18 protein-coding genes are annotated in these 16,574 nt (G+C 65.6%); 7 read left to right on the top strand and 11 right to left on the bottom strand.

Going from position 1 to position 16,574, the window contains the following annotated elements:
• Window positions 1-44: 44 nt before the first annotated feature.
• The 5 genes from JQ621_RS18930 to JQ621_RS18910 all read right to left on the bottom strand — a co-directional run bounded on the left by JQ621_RS18930 (window position 45) and on the right by JQ621_RS18910 (window position 6,109).
• On the bottom strand, window positions 45-671 hold the full coding sequence (locus tag JQ621_RS18930; protein ID WP_212236178.1) for a hypothetical protein: 627 nt from the start codon (window positions 669-671) through the stop codon (window positions 45-47).
• A 55-nt stretch (window positions 672-726) separates the two neighbouring features.
• Window positions 727-1,566, bottom strand: a complete 840-nt coding sequence (locus JQ621_RS18925) for a shikimate dehydrogenase (RefSeq protein WP_212236177.1) — start codon at window positions 1,564-1,566, stop codon at window positions 727-729.
• A 340-nt stretch (window positions 1,567-1,906) separates the two neighbouring features.
• Entirely contained in the window at window positions 1,907-3,955 is a 2,049-nt protein-coding gene (locus JQ621_RS18920) for an elongation factor G (RefSeq protein ID WP_212236176.1), read from the bottom strand.
• 209 nt (window positions 3,956-4,164) lie between these two features.
• Window positions 4,165-4,647: a DUF992 domain-containing protein gene (locus tag JQ621_RS18915; protein WP_212236175.1), complete on the bottom strand. Its 483-nt coding sequence runs from the start codon at window positions 4,645-4,647 to the stop codon at window positions 4,165-4,167.
• A 259-nt stretch (window positions 4,648-4,906) separates the two neighbouring features.
• The gene (locus JQ621_RS18910; protein WP_212236174.1) at window positions 4,907-6,109 is read right to left on the bottom strand and encodes a pyridoxal phosphate-dependent aminotransferase; all 1,203 of its coding nucleotides are present in this window, start codon (window positions 6,107-6,109) and stop codon (window positions 4,907-4,909) included.
• Between the two features lie 530 nt (window positions 6,110-6,639).
• Between JQ621_RS18910 and JQ621_RS18905 the strand changes: the two genes are divergently transcribed.
• The 6 genes from JQ621_RS18905 to JQ621_RS18880 all read left to right on the top strand — a co-directional run bounded on the left by JQ621_RS18905 (window position 6,640) and on the right by JQ621_RS18880 (window position 10,758).
• Window positions 6,640-7,290, top strand: a complete 651-nt coding sequence (locus tag JQ621_RS18905) for a glutathione S-transferase family protein (protein ID WP_212236173.1) — start codon at window positions 6,640-6,642, stop codon at window positions 7,288-7,290.
• Window positions 7,291-7,445: 155 nt separating this feature from the next.
• On the top strand, window positions 7,446-7,622 hold the full coding sequence (locus tag JQ621_RS18900) for a hypothetical protein (RefSeq protein WP_212236172.1): 177 nt from the start codon (window positions 7,446-7,448) through the stop codon (window positions 7,620-7,622).
• 73 nt (window positions 7,623-7,695) lie between these two features.
• Complete coding sequence (locus JQ621_RS18895) at window positions 7,696-7,851, top strand: hypothetical protein (protein WP_212236171.1); 156 nt, start codon at window positions 7,696-7,698, stop codon at window positions 7,849-7,851.
• 129 nt (window positions 7,852-7,980) lie between these two features.
• A complete protein-coding gene (locus JQ621_RS18890) occupies window positions 7,981-8,787 on the top strand; it encodes a PAS-domain containing protein (RefSeq protein WP_212236170.1) in 807 nt (268 codons plus the stop codon).
• Between the two features lie 312 nt (window positions 8,788-9,099).
• On the top strand, window positions 9,100-9,555 hold the full coding sequence (locus tag JQ621_RS18885) for a GNAT family N-acetyltransferase (RefSeq protein ID WP_212236169.1): 456 nt from the start codon (window positions 9,100-9,102) through the stop codon (window positions 9,553-9,555).
• Window positions 9,556-9,816: 261 nt separating this feature from the next.
• Window positions 9,817-10,758, top strand: coding sequence for an aldo/keto reductase (locus JQ621_RS18880; RefSeq protein ID WP_212236168.1), 942 nt, complete (start codon window positions 9,817-9,819; stop codon window positions 10,756-10,758).
• Between the two features lie 16 nt (window positions 10,759-10,774).
• On the opposite strand, the gene JQ621_RS18875 is transcribed toward JQ621_RS18880, so the two are convergent.
• The 3 genes from JQ621_RS18875 to JQ621_RS18865 all read right to left on the bottom strand — a co-directional run bounded on the left by JQ621_RS18875 (window position 10,775) and on the right by JQ621_RS18865 (window position 14,027).
• Window positions 10,775-11,095, bottom strand: a complete 321-nt coding sequence (locus tag JQ621_RS18875) for an antibiotic biosynthesis monooxygenase family protein (RefSeq protein ID WP_212236167.1) — start codon at window positions 11,093-11,095, stop codon at window positions 10,775-10,777.
• Between the two features lie 146 nt (window positions 11,096-11,241).
• Complete coding sequence (locus JQ621_RS18870; RefSeq protein ID WP_212236166.1) at window positions 11,242-12,459, bottom strand: DUF1501 domain-containing protein; 1,218 nt, start codon at window positions 12,457-12,459, stop codon at window positions 11,242-11,244.
• Between the two features lie 2 nt (window positions 12,460-12,461).
• The gene (locus JQ621_RS18865) at window positions 12,462-14,027 is read right to left on the bottom strand and encodes a DUF1800 domain-containing protein (RefSeq protein ID WP_212236165.1); all 1,566 of its coding nucleotides are present in this window, start codon (window positions 14,025-14,027) and stop codon (window positions 12,462-12,464) included.
• Window positions 14,028-14,141: 114 nt separating this feature from the next.
• Between JQ621_RS18865 and JQ621_RS35480 the strand changes: the two genes are divergently transcribed.
• Window positions 14,142-14,390, top strand: a complete 249-nt coding sequence (locus JQ621_RS35480) for a cysteine-rich CWC family protein (protein ID WP_249125382.1) — start codon at window positions 14,142-14,144, stop codon at window positions 14,388-14,390.
• Between the two features lie 106 nt (window positions 14,391-14,496).
• Here the strand turns inward: JQ621_RS35480 and JQ621_RS18860 are convergent, their stop codons facing one another.
• The 3 genes from JQ621_RS18860 to JQ621_RS18850 all read right to left on the bottom strand — a co-directional run bounded on the left by JQ621_RS18860 (window position 14,497) and on the right by JQ621_RS18850 (window position 16,360).
• Window positions 14,497-15,195 carry a glutathione S-transferase family protein gene (locus tag JQ621_RS18860; protein ID WP_212236164.1) on the bottom strand — a complete coding sequence of 233 codons (699 nt, stop codon included), beginning with the start codon at window positions 15,193-15,195 and terminating at the stop codon, window positions 14,497-14,499.
• Between the two features lie 158 nt (window positions 15,196-15,353).
• Complete coding sequence (locus tag JQ621_RS18855; protein WP_212236163.1) at window positions 15,354-15,584, bottom strand: hypothetical protein; 231 nt, start codon at window positions 15,582-15,584, stop codon at window positions 15,354-15,356.
• Window positions 15,581-16,360: a sulfite exporter TauE/SafE family protein gene (locus tag JQ621_RS18850; RefSeq protein ID WP_212236162.1), complete on the bottom strand. Its 780-nt coding sequence runs from the start codon at window positions 16,358-16,360 to the stop codon at window positions 15,581-15,583. The genes JQ621_RS18855 and JQ621_RS18850 overlap by 4 nt, the downstream gene beginning before the upstream one ends.
• Window positions 16,361-16,574: the final 214 nt, after the last annotated feature.

The following is a 16,574-nucleotide window of genomic DNA, read 5'->3' as shown; positions in this document are numbered from 1 at the left end:
GCCTAACTCACCTTTCAGGTTCTACGCGTTCAGCGCACAACCGATCACATCGGCGGGGTCAGGCCTTCACGGCCGACGCTGACGCGATCGGTCTCGAGCGAGCCATCAGGCAATTGCTTCATGACGGCGATGACCTTGGCGCCGGGCTTCAATTCGGACTTGTCGCCGGGCATGAAGGTTACGACCGGCGTCATATCGGAGACGAAGACCTTCTTCTCGCCGTCCTTGTACTTGACGACAAGCGTGTGGCCGTCGTTGCCCACGACGCTCTCCGACACCGTCGCATTGGTCATGCTGGAGTTCGGCTTCAGATCGTAGGGCCGCGAGCCTTCGCCGGTGCCGCGCATGCTCTCCGGAAACACGTGGACCTCGACGGCATTATTGCCGCCGTCAGGTCCCGGCACGGTGGTGACGCCGACGAACGAGCCGACCTTGATGTCAGCAAGCGAAATCTTGATGATATCCGCGATGCGCGCGTCGGAAGCGATGTGGAGCTTGACCTCCTCGCCAGTGCGCGACTTGACCTGCATGGTGTCGCCCTCGACGCTTTCGATCGTGCCGCGCACGCGGGTCGGCACCGGCGCCCTTTGCGCGACGGCGGCAAAGGTGGAAGCAGCCACCATCGCAACAGCGATGAGCGGGCGCGTGAAACTGGCACGTTGGATCGTCATTGATGTCTCCGATTATTCCCACCGGTTAGAACGCCGGAGACGGCGCCCTATTCTCTCAAGTCTTTGTGAGATCGGCCTCGACCACCGCGCGCAGCTCGGCGGTCACTTGCGGCCGCTGGCCGAACCACAGCTCGAAGCCGCGGACCGCCTGGTGCAGCAGCATGCCGAGCCCGTCGGCGGTCCTCAGCCCACGGCCCCGGGCGGCCGCGAGCAGCGGCGTCACCAGGGGAACGTAGACGAGGTCGGCGACGACGGCCTCCTGCGGCAGCCGCGCCACATCGATCTCGAGCGCGGGCTGGCCGTGCATGCCGAGCGAGGTCGTGTTCACGAGAAGGTTTGCCCGCGGCAGCACCTCGTCGATCCCGTCCCAGGCGAGCGGACGCACGTTCGGCCCGAACTGCGCCGCCAGCGCCTCGGCCCGCGTCAGCGTGCGGTTGGCAAGATGGACACGGGTGAAGCCGCGTTCCAGCAGGCCGAACACCACCGCACGCGAGGCGCCGCCGGCGCCGAGCACGAGCGCCTCCTCGGCCTTGTCCCAGCCAGGCGCGCTGGCGTCGAGATTGCCGAGAAAGCCCTCGACGTCGGTGTTGGTCGAGCGCAGCTCACCATCGGAAAACCACAGCGTGTTGGCGGCGCCCACGGCCTTGGCGCGCGCATCGGGGGACGACAGCCCGAGCACGCCTTCCTTGTGCGGAATGGTGACGTTGGCGCCGACGAAACCACGCAGCGACAGCCGGAGCACGAAGTCGCGCAAGTCGTCGGGCGGAACGGCCTCGATGACATAGCCGCCTGCGATGCCGAGCGTGCGCAGCCAGTAATGATGGATCAACGGCGAGCGCGAATGCGCGGCCGGCCATCCGATCAAGCAGGCTGCAGGCGGTTTGGGCGTGGTCATCCTTCCCTCGGGTCGTGTTCGAGGGCGATCCATTTCGCGTCCGGCCGGTCCTGTCAAGCAGGCGAGGGGCGATCCGCCGGTTCGGCCAAGCCAGGGGGGCTGCCTTGATGTCCGCCATCGCACGCTCATTGGCCTAATGATAAAGCGCAGGTTGCGGAGTGACGCCATGCGCCTGTGTCTCCTCCGTCATTGCGAGCGCAGCGAAGCAATCCAGAATCCCTCCGCGGAAAGACCCTGGATTGCTTCGCTACGCTCGCAATGACGCGTGGAAACGCCTCGGACTTGCTCCTCCCCTCACCGCAGGGGCGAAAAGAGGAGGAAGCAATGTCGCCCTAGCCGGTCACGCCGCGTGCTGATGCGCGGCGATGATCTGGTCGGCGGCACGTCCCGTGACTTCGGCCATGTGGTCGAACTGGCGCGTGAAGCTGCCCGCACCGGCGGTGGCGGAACGAAGCTCGACGATGAGCTCGCCGATCTCGGCTTCCGGCATCATGGCGCGGACGCAGTCCCAGCCGCTCCAGCCGTCGCGGGTGTCGAAGCCGAGGATCTGGCCGCGCCGCGCCGACAGGATCGCGTTGATCTTGGCGGTGGCCTCGGTCGGACAGACGATCTCGACCAGGTGGATCGGCTCCAGCAACACCGACTGGCATTGCGGCAGGCCTTCGTTGAGCCCGATCCGCGCCGCCGTGCGGAAGGCGAGGTCGGAGGAATCGACGCTGTGATAGGAGCCGTCGGTCAGGGTCACTTCGAGGTCGGTGACGGGGAAGCCGAGCGGGCCGCGGGCGAGCCCGTCGACAACGCCCTCCTCCACCGCGCCGATATAGTTGCGCGGCACAGCGCCGCCGACGACCTTCTCGGCGAACCTGAAGCCTTCGCCGCGCGGCAGCGGCTTGATCTCGAGCACGACATCGCCGAACTGGCCGTGACCGCCCGATTGCTTCTTGTGGCGTCCGCGCTGGGTGATCGGCTTGCGGATGGTCTCCTGATAGCCGATCGCGGGCGGATGCGAGGAGATCTTGACGCCGAAGCGATCGCTGAGCCGCTCGCTTGCGACACGCAGATGCATCTCGCCCTGTCCCCACAGCACGGTGTCGTGGGTCTGGGCGTTCTGCACGACGACGAGCGACGGATCCTCCTCGTGCAGCCGCATCAACGCCTGGCCGAGCTTGACGTCATCCTTGCGATCGGTGGCCGCGACCGACATGGCGAGCACAGGCGGCGTCGGTTCTGGCGCCGCAAGCGCGCCAGGTGCGGTCTTGCCGCTCGAGACGGTGTCGCCGGTCTTGACCGCATCGAGCTTGGCAAGCGCGACGGTGTCGCCGGCTTCGGCCGAGGCACGCTTGCTGTCGTAAGCGCCGCTCACGGCGAGGATGCCGGAGATGCGGCTCACGCCGCCGGAGGAGGATTGCAGCGTGGCGCCGTCGTCGAGATGGCCGGCGAGCAGCCGTGTCAGCGACAGTTTTCCGCCGTGCTGCGAGTGCAGCGTCTTGAAGACGAAGCCGAGCGCATCCTTGCTTTCAGGTGCACCGAGACGCTTTGCGGTTTCCGCGATACCGGGCACCTCATGACGCAGCGCCTTCATCAGGCGCAGCACGCCGTTCTCGCGCGCCGCCGCACCGAGCAGAACAGGGCAGATCAGCCCCTCGCGCAATTCGCGGGCGAGATCGTCGAACACGGCATCGCGCGGCGGCTGGATGTCCTCGAGCAATTGCTCCATCAGCGCGTCGTCGTGATCGGCGAGCTTCTCCAGCATCGAGAAGCGGGCTTCCTTCTCGCGATCGAGATTGCCGCCTTCGAGCGCGACCACTTCGGACGCCTTGTGCTCGCGATAGACGAACGCGCGCTCCAGCGCGAGATCGACAAAGCCCTCGATCAGCTCGCCCTTCCAGATCGGGATCTGGCGCAGCACCAGCGGCACGCGAGAGGCGGGCTGCAGCATCGCGAGCGTCTCGCGGATGCGCTTGTTGGCGCGGTCGATCTTGTTGAGGAACAGGAAACGCGGGATCTTCAGCTCCTCCAGCTCGCGCAGAATGATCTGAAGCTGCGGCAGCTTCTTCTCGTCGGCCTCGCAGACCACGATGGCGGCGTCGACCGCGGGAAGCGCGGCGCGCATGTCGTGGGCGAACTCGACGGAACCGGGACAATCCAGGAAGGTGTAGCTGTCGCCCATGAAACTCGTGGTGGCGGCAGTCAGCCCGACAGTCATCTTGTGATGACGGGCCTCAGGCGTGGCGTCGCCGACGGACGTTCCGGCGTCGACACTGCCGGCGCGCGGGATGGCGCCCGTGCGCGCCAGGATCGCTTCGAGAAGTGTGGTTTTACCTGATTGGAAAGGGCCCACCAGCGCGATGCACCGTGGACCTCGGGGACTTCTGACGTCTTGTCCCATTCGCCGCCTCCTTGGTGTGGAGCTCGGCCCATGATTGGGTCGGCAAACGCAGATGCTCTGCCCGTCCCCGAGATTTGGCAAGCGTCAAACGTCGCTGCGGTGCGTCGTCGGTAAGTCTCGATGACTGGTGAGAGTCGGTTCGGCCTTGAGCCGGCGTCCCACCTCACCCCAGCGGGGAGAGGTGAACCAACACCTCCGCTGACACGCCGCTAACGGCCCGGACGAAGTTCCAGGCTTTCGAGTCCGGCCGCGACGTTGAGACCGACCTGACCCTGCACGCTGAGCGGCTGAAGCGCGATCGAGTTATTGGAGCCCCCGACCAGCACATTGCCACCGAGGCCGACGCCGACCGAAGCGCTGCCCTGCGCACCGGCATAATTTCCGGCGAGATCGCCGGGGCCGAGCCGGTTGACCGGTGCGAACACGCCCCAGGCGAGCGCCGTCTCCTGGGTGATGCCGAGGTCGATACCCACTTTGCGGATCGTCGCGACATAGCGGTCGTCGGGCAAGCCATCGACGCGCAGCACGCAGCCGAGATTGGTCACCGATCCCACGATGAAGCCGACGCTGGCGCCGCCACGGCATTCAAGCACGCCGACCTGCACCATCCGCGACGACTGCGCGCTGGCGCTCGCGATGGAGGCGACGAGGCTAGCTGCGGCGAGCCCGGCGAGGAGGAGTGAGCGGCGCATGAAATATCTCCGGCTATGAATGGGACGCGAGCAAAGAGAGCGCGGCAGGAAGCCACAGGGCGTTCTATGCCACAAGAGGGATGCGCTGTCTTCCCTTCTCCCCTTGCGGGAGAAGGTGGCGCAAAGCGCCGGATGAGGGGTTCTCTCCGGGAATGCCATCGCGATAGAATTATGCGCGGAGAGAACCCCTCACCCGTCTCGCCGCTGCGCGGCGATCCACCCTCTCCCGCAAGGGGAGAGGGAAAGCATTGCCGCGCGCCTAGCGCAGATTGCCGCAGAAGCGCTGGATGCGCTTGCAGGCGTCTTCGAGGTCGGAGGTCTTGGTGGCGTAGGAGATGCGGAAGGCCGGGCCGAGGCCGAAGGCCGAACCCTGCACCACGGCAACGCCTTCGGTCTCCAGGAGTTCGGTGACGAACTGCTCGTCGTTTCCGATCACATTGCCCGACGGCGCCGTCTTGCCGATCGTGCCGGCGCAGGACGGATAGACGTAGAACGCGCCTTCGGGACGCGGGCACTCGATGCCCTTGGCCTGGTTGAGCATGGAGACGACGAGATCACGACGCTCCTTGAACACCTTGTTGTTGGCAGCGATGAAGTCCTGCGGACCGTTCAACGCTTCCACCGACGCCCATTGCGAAATCGAGCACGGGTTCGAGGTCGACTGCGACTGGATGGTCGACATCGCCTTGATCAGCTGCGCGGGGCCGCCGGCATAGCCAATGCGCCAGCCGGTCATGCAATAGGCCTTCGACACGCCGTTCACGGTAAGCGTGCGGTCGTAAAGGCTCGGCTCGACCTGCGCGACGGTGGTGAACTGGAAGTCGTCATAGACGAGGTGCTCATACATGTCGTCGGTCATCACCCACACATGCGGGTGCTTGACCAGCACGTCGGTGAGCGCCTTGAGCTCGGCGCGCGTATAGGCCGCGCCGGTCGGGTTCGACGGCGAGCACAGGATCACCCATTTGGTCTTCGGCGTGATCGCGCGATCGAGCGCCTCGGCCTGAAGCTTGAAGCCGGTCGCGGCGGTGCAGACCACCGGCACCGGCTCGCCACCGGCGAGCGCCACCATCTCGGGATAGCTGACCCAATAGGGCGCCGGGATGATCACCTCGTCGCCCGGATTGATGGTCGCCATCAGCGCGTTGTAGAGCACCTGCTTGCCACCGGTGCCGACGATGATCTGGTTCGGCTTGTAGGCGACGCCGTTCTCGCGCTGAAACTTCGCGATGATCGCGTCCTTCAGCTCGGGGATGCCGTCAACGGCGGTGTACTTGGTCTTGCCGGACTCGATGGCGTGGATCGCCGCCAGCTTGATGTTGGCCGGCGTGTCGAAGTCGGGCTCGCCGGCGCCGAGGCCGATGACGTTGCGGCCAGCCGCCTTCAGCGCGCGCGCTTTATCCGTGACCGCGATCGTCGCGGACGGCTTCACACGGTCGAGCGCAGCGGCAAGGAAGGACATCGTCATCTCCTGACAAGCGTCGTGAACCCTTTGGCCTCACGACTCCAATTGTGGGAATGGAGCCACCCTAAAACGTGTGCCGCTGCACCGCAAGAAACTTCGGCCCGATCCTGGAAAAGTTTACGGATTTTGCGCGTTTCCAGCCACGATTTCCCGCAATAATCGATAAGTTTGCTGTCGAAATCGCTCATATCCGCGAAGGCTTGTCCTCGGAGCAATTTTGCGCGTGGCACGTCGCCGCGAAGGCAGCACTCCGTCATGCCCGGGCTCGTCCCGGGCATGACGATACGGAGACACCGCGGGCCACACACGATCGCGCGATGCGATGAGTCGTGCATGCTGACGCAAGCGTGATCTGCTTTGCGGCTTGGCCGCGAACATGATCTTCCCCGGCGTTGCAGTGCGGTAGGGTTTTCGAGTTTTTCTAGCGCCCGGCCCTTGCGGCGGATTCCCATCGGCATCATTGTTTAGCCGCGATGCGTGGGCAGGACGCAGCGCACTTTCCCGTCCCTCGGAATCGAACTCCCAGAATGTACAAGCTCTATTCGATGCAACGCTCGGGCAACAGCTACAAGGTCCGCCTTGCGCTGGCGCTGTTGAACGTGCCTTACGAACCCATCGAGGTGGACATTCTGCGCGGCGAGAGCAAGACACCGGACTTCCTGGCGAAGAACCCGTCCGGCCAGGTGCCGCTCCTCGAGGTCGGCGATAACCGCTATCTCGCCGAGTCCAATGCCATCCTCTGGTACGTCGCCGTCGGCACGCCACTGGCGCCGGAGAACCGGATCGATCGCGCCGAGGCGCTGCAATGGATGTTCTTCGAACAGCACGCGCTGGAGCCGAATATCGGCGCCGCCTATTTCTGGCTGTCTCTGGTCAAGGGCGGCCGCGACCTGCAGACCCATGCGCTGGAAGACTGGATGGAGCGCGGCTACGGCGCGCTCCAGGTGATGGAGAACCACCTCAAGACCAGCGACTACTTCGCAGCGCGCCAGCTCACGGTCGCCGACATCGCACTGTACGGCTACACGCACCTCGCCGAGCACTGCGATTTCGACCTCGCGCCGTTCCCAGCAATCCGGGACTGGCTGAAACGCGTCGAGGCTGCGCCCGGCTTCGTGGCGATGGACTGGCGGCCCGCCGACATCGACAATCCAGCCAGCATCGCCGCCGGGGCCTGAAATCAGGGGACCGTTAAGAAATAGTGGGGGTTGCGTTAACCTCTGCCCTATTCCCGCCGCTTTCGGTGCAATCGCCGCCTCAATATTGCCGGTTGAAATTGTGAAGTTGTTCGGCGTTGCGGGTGATTCGCTCGCAAGCTGAAGGATTTAGACCCATGATTCGGGCGTCCGGCACGGTCGGCTTTCAGGGCCAAACCGATACCGTCTCGTCTTCCCGGCTGACCAACGCGGTCGCGGCCTCGCTCGCCGTCGCCGCCGTCTCGCTGTGTCTGATCGTCACCCTCACGGTGCTGTCGACCAAGGCGGCCATGGCGATGGGTCTGGCGGTCTGATCCCCGTTTCGTCCTGGATCATCTTCAAACTACCGCGCGGCCTCGCACCCGACGGCATCGCGATGGGACATCGATGAAATCGCCTGTGGTCATCGTTGCAATCACATTGACTGCGGCCATTCTGGTCGCGGCCTCGCTGTTGATCTTCGTCGGCACCCGCAAGGGCCCGGGGACCTCGACATGGAACGCGCCGGCGCAACAGCGCATTGAACACGCGCATTTGGTCTAAAATCATCCGAAAGCTTTGAGCCCACACGCAAGCGCCGCTTAAGCGCACCGCACGAAATCGCCTTGCGTTCGCACGACCATCGGTCAGTCTAACGGCCTTATCTCGTTCAGGGAGGAATGAGCGAGGCCCATGCGGTTCGGATGGCGTGCCATGTCCGGTCCCGTGCTGACGGCAGCGATCACACTGCTGGCAATCCTGCTCGACCGCGCCGCTCCGCTTCCCTCGCCCGCGCCACTGTTCGTCTGTGTTGTCGCATTTGCCGGCGCGCTGTCGGGCTTCGCCTCCGCCATGACCAGTGCGGCCCTCGCCGTGATGGGCGCCGCGCTGTTCTTCCTCGGCCACCGTGCCATGCCCTTCCATGCCGCCGCCGATCTGGTCGGGCTCCTGGCCGTGACGGCCTTCGGCACCGCAGGCATCACCGGCCTCATGCGCGAGCGGCTGCTCGACAGCTTCGCGGCGGAGCGCCGGAACCACGCCATCGCGGCGCGGCTGTCGGCTGCGCTCGACCAGGTCGATATCGGCATCGTGCTGCTCGACGCCGAGACCCGCGCCGAATTCATCAACCGCGCTTTCCGCGACTATTTCGCGCTGCCGGACGAGAAGGCCGACGACAAGCCGCCGTTCATCGCGCTGATGTATCACGGCCGCGATACCGACGCCTTCGACCTGCCGGAGGATGAGCTGGGCCGCTTCATCGCGCAGCGCATGGAGATGGTGCGGACCGGCGATGCCACGCCGATCAACATCGCCTTGCGCAACGGCGAGGTGCTGCGTTTCGTCTGCACCGCGCTGCCCGACGGCGGCCGCATGCTGAGCTACACGCCTGTCACCGACCTCGTGCGCCACACCGATGCGCCGGCCCGCGCCGACTATTATCGCTCGCTGCGCGATCCCACGGCGCGGGGGCTGATCCGGTACTTGCGCGTCGCGGAGTAGGACATGTTGAAACAAACTCCGCCGGCTGCTCGAGGTTCACCTCTCCCCAACGGGGAGAGGTCGGATTGCTTTGGCGCGCAATTGCGCGCCTGAGCAATCCGGGTGAGGGGCCGCAGCCAAGGTGAGACCGGAAGCCCTCACCCGGATCGCATCCATCGATGCGATCCGACCTCTCCCTGCGGGAGAGGTGAACCGAACTCCGAGCTTGTATCGATTCAACCAATCCTCACCTAGCTTGAGCGACTGCGCGATTGATCGGCAGCGCGATCATCCCGTATGAAGGATGCCTCATCACCGCCCAGGGTTCTTTAGATGTCGCTCACCATTCGCTCCGTCACACGGCAGGACTACGATCAATGGCTGCCGCTGTGGGACGGCTACAACGCCTTCTACGGCCGCTCCGGTCCGACCGCGCTTGCGCCCGAGATCACGAAAATGACGTGGCAGCGCTTCTTCGATGCGTATGAACCGGTGCATGCGCTGGTCGCCGAGAGCGACGGCAAGCTGCTCGGGCTCACGCACTATTTGTTCCATCGCAGCACCACCGCGATCGAGCCGTCGTGCTATCTGCAGGACCTGTTCACGAACGAGGCCGCACGCGGCAAGGGCGTCGGCTCGTCGCTGATCCATGGCGTGTACGAGCGGGCAAAGCTCGCAGGCTCGCCGCGGGTGTACTGGCAGACGCATCAGACCAACACCACGGCGCAGAGCCTGTACGACAAGGTCGCGGAGCGCTCCGGCTTCATCGTCTACCGCAAGATTTTCTGATTTTCCTTGGCGATCGCCTTGTGGATAACTCTGGATGTCACCGGCGCGTAACACACCCGGATTAAGTTGAAATCGCGTCTGGTCAGGCCCCCCGTCACCGATCAAGCGCCCCAAAGCGGTCCCCGTCAGTCGCCGCGTCTGACTGGGGCCGCATTTTTTTGCCGGCAGTTCTTTCAGCATGGCAGCACCGCGGGTGGCGGCTTGCCGCTGCGTCGCATCGCGGTCACAATGGGCGCCTGCTCTTTTCTGACAGGATCTCCCATGGAAATTCGTAATCTCGGCGGCTCAGGCCTGCGCGTGTCCGCGGTTGGGCTCGGCTGCAACAATTTCGGCCAGCGCATCGACCTCGAAGCCTCGCGCAAGGTGATCCACCGCGCGCTCGATCTCGGCATCACGTTGTTCGACACCGCCGACATCTATTCGAACAGAGGCGGCTCGGAGAACGTGCTCGGCGCCGTGCTGGGCGACCGCCGCAAGGACATCGTGCTGGCGACGAAATACTCCAAGCCGATGGCCGAGGACGGAACCAAGCAGGGCGCCTCGCGCCGCTACATCATGGACGCGGTGGAAGCGAGCCTCAAGCGGCTGAAGACTGACTACATCGATCTCTACCAGCAGCACGATTATGACCCGCTGACGCCGATCGAGGAGAGCCTGCGCGCGCTGGACGATCTCGTCCGGCAGGGCAAGGTGCGCTACATCGGCAACTCGAACTTTCCGGCCTGGCGGATCGCCGAGGCGGAATACGTCGCACGCGCGATGAATGTCAGCCGCTTCGTCTCCTGCCAGGACGAATACTCGCTCGTGGTGCGCGACATCGAGAAGGACCTCTTGCCGGTCGCGCAGGAATACAAGCTCGGCTTGCTGCCGTTCTTCCCGCTCGCAAGCGGACTTCTCACCGGCAAATACAAGAAGGGCGAGGCCGCGCCCGACAACACCCGCTTCGGCCAGACACCGCGGCTGCGCGACCGCTACGTCACGCCGCGCAACGAGGACATCGTCGAGAAGCTGCAGGCCTTCGCGACATCGCGCGGCCATTCGATGCTCGAGCTCGCCTTCTCATGGCTCGCCGCGCGCCCGCAGGTGTCGAGCGTGATCGCGGGCGCCACCCGCGTCGAACAGGTCGAACAGAACGTCAAGGCGATCGCCTGGCACCTTACGGCCGAGGAGATGGCGGAGATCGACAAGATCACGCTGGGCTGATGTTCGCCGCGCGGCGCTACTTCGCGCCGCCCACCGTCTGGATCACCTCGAAGCCCTCGAACTGGGGATGACCAAGATAGGTCGGCTTGGTGTCGCCGGCCCGCGCATGCGCCGCGCGAAACGCTTCCGATTTGGTCCAGGCCTCGAACGCGGCGTGGTTCGCCCACACAGTGTGCGAGGCATAGAGCGTATGGTCCTCGAGCTCGGGGCCCTTCAAGAGATGGAATTCGACGAAGCCCGGAACCTTGTCCAGATGCGTGTCGCGCGAGAGCCAGACCTGCTCGAAAGCGGACTCCGAGCCCCTGGCGACGCGGAAGCGGTTCATGGCGATGTACATGGGTGTGGTCTCCTGATGTTTCGCCAATCATGTCGTCATTCCGGGATGCGCCGCAAGGCGCGGGCCCGGAATCCATTTTGCGGCAGAACGAGCGGATCGATGGATTCCGGGCTCGCGCGTCGCGCGCCCCGGAATGACGGGTTGGGTTAGGCCACCAGCCCCTTCATCGGCCTTGCGCCGGCGCTGTCCGGAAAAACCGTCTGGGCGAGCACCTGATCCGACAGGCCGAACTGTCCCTGCAGCACGCCCTTGATCACGGAGCGCAGGTCCGTGGTGGGCTTGAGGTCGCGGGCCTCGTAGAGGTTGGCCGGCTTGAGGCCGGGCCAGTCGGAGATGACGCGGCCCCCCTTCACCGCGCCGCCGGCGAGCAGCGCGATGGTGCCGGTGCCGTGGTCGGTGCCGTCGGTGCCGTTGATGCGCGCGGTGCGGCCGAACTCGGTGGCGACCAGAACGACGGTGTCGCGCCAGCGATCGCCGAGCCCGCTCTCGAACTCGGCCAGCGCGCCGTCGAGACCGCCGAGCAGGAAGGCGAGCCGCCCGACGGGGCCGCCTTCATTGGCATGCGTGTCCCAGCCGTCGAAGGCGAGCGCGGCGATGCGCGGGCCGTCATCGGCGGCCATCAGCTTCGCGGCGCCGCGCGCGACCTGGCGCATCTGCGCGACCTGATTTCCGGGCTTCGGCTTCATGTCGTCGCCGCTCGCCGCCTTCTCCAGCTGAAGGCCTTGCGTCAACGCCGACGCCAGCGCGGGATCGCGGTGTCGGTAGAGATCGACGAGCCGCATCGCAGTATCCTCGTCGGCCTGCGGCAGCGCGACCGGCGCCCAGCCGACGGTGGGCGCATTGCCGCGCAGCACCAGCGGCGTGGTGGGGCCGACCGCGAGACCGCTGGACACGCGCTCGCCGCGCGGCAGCGCTTCGAGTGCGCGGTTGAGCCAGCCGGACTGCACGCGGCCCGGGCCGGCATAGCCGCTCTCGAGCACGTCCTGGCCGTCGAAATGCGAGCGATCGCGATAGGGCGTCGAGACAGCGTGGACCACGGCGGCATGCTGGGCGCGGTACATCCGCGCGAATTCCGGCATCGACGGATGCAGCCCGAAGAAGGCATCGAGCATCAGCGCGGGGTGTGCGCCGTTGGCGGCGAGCGCAATCGAGCCGTGCAGGCCGGCATAGTCAGGATCGCCGATCGGCGCGACGGTTGCGAGCCCATCGAGCGCGCCGCGCAGGATCACGACGACCAGGCGCGGGTCGCGCCCGTCGGCGGCGCGCGCGAATTTCGGCAAATAGGCCCAGGCCGCGAAGGAGGCGCCTGCGAGCAGCAGACCGCGGCGCGAGGTGAGGAGCCGGTTTTCGACGCAGTCGATCATGATCATCTCCTCTGCAGTTCCGGCGACATCAACAGCAGCGCCAGCGCCTGCTGGCGCGATTCCGCGCGCTCGATGGTTTTGCGCGTTTCGACTGACGCTGCATCGGCCGCGGCGAACTCCAGCAGGTCGAGCGGATCGATGTTGGGCCCGAGCCGCGCACCCATCTGCGAAGCGATGTCGAGCCGCAGCTTCAGGCCCTCGGGCGCGGCCCAGGCCGCGGCGGTGTCGGGGAAGCCATTGGGGCCGGCCGGTGCCCATAGCGGCTGGCCGAGCAGGTTCAGACTGTTGAGATAGAGGCCAGGATCCTCGGGCACGCGCGCCAGCAGCCGGCCGGTCGCGATCAGGAAGTCGTAGGGCGAGCGCATCTTGGTCAGCGGCGCCTTCCACGCTTCATCGGACTCGACCAACGCCGTCGCCAGCGCCTTGAGGTCGCCGTCGGTCTTGACGAAGACATCGCGCAATCGCGCCACCAGCGCCGGCGGCGGATCGTCGGCGACGAAGTGCCGGACAAATTTGGTGGCGATGAAATTCGCGGTCGATGGATGACGCGCGATGTCGGCGAGCGCGGCCTCGCCCTGCGCAAGGCCGCCGGACTCGTAGGTCTTGCCGAGCAGCCGTTGCGGCCCGGGCTGGTGCGCATTGGCGTTGAACACGAACGAGCCCGGCGCGCCGAGCTGTCCCTGCCGGCCGGCAAAGGTCCAGCCCGTGATGATCCGCGCGAGCGAGGTGACGTCCTCCTGCGTGTAACCGCCGCCGACGCCGAGCGTGTGCAGCTCCATGATCTCGCGCGCGAGATTCTCGTTCAGCCCGCGCTTGCGGTTCTGGCCCGCGCGCGAATCAGGTCCGAGCGATTGCTGGTTGTCGAGAAAGAACAGCATCGCCGGATGCTGCTCGACCGCCTTCAGCATGTCCGCGAAGCGCCCCAGCACATGCGGGCGGATCGCCTCGCGCTCGAACGCGCCTGCCCAGATCCGCGCCAGCTCGCCTTTGCTCGCCGAGATGCAGAAATGGTTGGACCAGAACACGACGAGGCGCTCGGTGAAACCGCAATCGACCAGCATCGCGCGCTGCAGCCGCGCCAGCGCCTCGGCGCGAAAGGTCTTCTGGATCACGTTGAGCGGCTGCGCCGGTTTTGCTGCAGCCGGCGCGGCAGCATTGGGCTGCGCGCCGTCAGGCTTCATCGCGGCGTCGGACTGCTTCGGGTCAGCCATCTGCTGGCCGGCGATCTCGTTCGCCACCGTGTTGAGCGAGAGATTGCGCCGCAACTGGTTTTCGGGCTTCTGGTCCGCCGGCGGCTGCGGCGCCGGCGCCTCGGCCGGCGCGGCCGTCTTCGCGGCCTCGCGCGCCTGCTTGACCTGGTCCTGATAGGCGAACACGGCCTGTCCGAGCTGCGGCGTCGACTGCAGGCCAGGCGCCTCCAGCAGCACCCCAGAGGGGCGCGCCAGTTCCGCCTTCACGAATCCGCGGGGATCGGACGCCGCATTGACGAGATCGCCGGATGCGCCGCCGCGCGGGCCGAAGCCGAAACGGTTCAACGCGACGAGAGCGGCTTGCGAATCGCGGGCCATCGAGTTGTCCTCCGCGCGTTGCCGACCGCTTCCCTGGTCGGTGCGCGAGGCCTAATATATCGCAGCGACAGATGAACCCGACATGAAAATGACGGCGAAGCTTCGACGTAAATCATGACAAATCCGAAAGAAATCACGATTCCGCATTCGGTCCCGCGGCGTCTGGCCTGCTCCCGCTGCGGCGCCGAGTTCGGCTGCGATCTCTCGGGCAACTGCTGGTGTGCCGAGGAGACGGCGAAGCTGCCGATGCCGGTGAAGGGCGAGGATTGCCTGTGCCGGAAGTGTTTGCGAAAGGCGGCGGCTGTGAAGCGCGAGCACGCGCAACCTATTCAGTGTCGTCCCGGCGAAGGCCGGGACCCATAATCCCAGGAAGATGTTTGGCGAAGACCCGTCGTTCGGTACTGATACCAATCGCAATCGATGGATCGCGCCGTATGGATCCCGGCCTTCGCCGGGACGACGCTGCACCCTACACCTCAAACCCAGGCGACTTCCGCGCCATGCCGTCGAACGCATCAAGCAGCCTTTCGCGCCAGGCGTAGACAGCATCGTCCGCTTCGAGCAGCTTGAACGGGCTGGTCACGCGCGCCCACTGAAAGCCGCCGAACACGATGTAGTCGGCATAGTTCGGCGCAGCTCCGCCGAGATAGGGCTGCGTCTTGAACGTCTGCCGCATGATCTCCAGCGATTTGCGGAATCCGAGGACGGCGCTGTCGCGGCTCGCCATGATCTGTTCCAGCGTCTTGCCGCCGAAGCGCGCCTCGCGCGATTGGCGGAAATAGGCGGCATCGACCTCGGCCAGGTTGTTCGGGATGTCGGCGATGATCAACGGAAAGATGCCGCCGACGATGGCGATGTCGCCCCACGCATTGATCATGCGCGCCATGGCCCGGCCGCCCTCGCCGCCGAACAGCGACGGCCTGTCGGGAAAATTGTCTTCGAGATATCCAGCGATCGCCCAGGAATCGACCACGGCCTTGTCGTGGTGCAGCAGCACCGGCACTTTCTCCGAGCCGTGCGGCGCGATCGCGGTCTTCTCGGTGAAGCGCCAGGGCAGCGACTCCGCCGTCAGCCCCTTATGCGCCAGCGCCATCCGCGTGCGCCAGCAATAGGGGCTGAACGGGCGCGAGGCATCGGTGCCGACGAGTTCGTAGAGTTTGAGCGACATGCAGTGTCTCCACAGGCTCCGTCATTGCGCGGAGCGCGCGACAAAATTGCCCAGCAATCTTGCGCTGGTGCGACGAAGCAATCCAGACTGCTTCCGCGGAGGCATTCTGGATTGCTTCGCTTGCGCTCGCAATGACGTTGTGGAGACGGAAGGGTGTATCACCGCCCGTTCGTTCGCAGCAGCTTTTCGCCCTCTTTCGTCACCGCGATGACCAGGCCGAGGCCGGGCAGCGTCTCGCGTGCGACGAAGCCGCGATCTGCGGCGTCCTCCCAGATGGTGAGGCGCGGGCACGAGGTTTTCCAGGTCGAGATCACCTCGGCATAGGCGCGCGGCTCGCGCGCGATCCATTCGACGAAATCCAGCACCAGCGGATCGGCGTCACAGTTCATTGCAAACCTCCCTTGGTAAAGGCAGCCAGCACCGGCGTACGGACCAGGAGCCAGCCGCCATAGGCGATGTAATAGCAGGCAATGGTGGTGATGAGCTTGTTCGACCAGGCCACGAATTGCTGGTCGGTCATGGCTTCGAGAATGCGCCGCGCCAGCGAGGTGCCGAGCATCGAGGCTGCGATGGCCATACCGGCGAGCAACGGATCGAGCGTCGCGGCCTGGTCGATGACGCCGCCGAAATAGATCAGCTTGGTGAAGTGGCTGACAAGCTGGCACATCGCTTTCGTGGCGACCTTCTCGCGCCGGCCGAAATCGCCGCCGAGGAAGAAGGTGTCGAGCAGCGGACCCGAGACGCCGGTCATCAGCATCAGGCCCATGCAGATCGTGCCGTAGACGGTGCCCTGCCAGAGACGGTCGGGGTCGGGCTTGATATTCGTCGGCAGCAGCCGGGCCATGAACGGCGTGGCACCGAGCATCAGCAGCGCCATGGGCTTGTCCGGCACGTAGCGGGTCAGCGACCAGGCCGCCATCGCAATGGCGGCCCCGACCATGTAGTTGGCCACCGGCCGCCAGCGGATGTGCTTGCGCCACAGCAGGGCACGCCAGCCGTTCGAGGCCATCTGCGTGATCGCGTGCAGCACCATCGCGGTCGGCAGCGGCATCAGGGCCAGCAACACGCCGATCAGGATGAGCCCGCCCGCCATGCCGAACAGCCCCGACAGGAACGCGGTGGCGACCATCAGCAATCCAAGGGCAGCGATCATGATGGGCGTCACGGGGGGATTTTCCTGTTGGTAGGTCAGCGAACGTAAGGGACGCAAGACTGCTAATTTCCCTCGCCCCGCTTGGGGGTCGGGACGAGCAAAGCTCGCCCTGAGAGGGTGCGGTGAGGGGAGTCTCCGCAAGGGAGGTAAGAGTTGGACTCGCGGAGAGTCCCCCTCACCTGGAATTTGCTCTCGCAAATTCCGGCCTCTCCCCGCAGGCGGGGAG

Origin of the sequence: Bradyrhizobium manausense (assembly GCF_018129685.1) — a bacterium.
Lineage (GTDB): Bacteria > Pseudomonadota > Alphaproteobacteria > Rhizobiales > Xanthobacteraceae > Bradyrhizobium > Bradyrhizobium manausense_D.
This window is presented reverse-complemented; position numbering and strand designations above follow the sequence as displayed.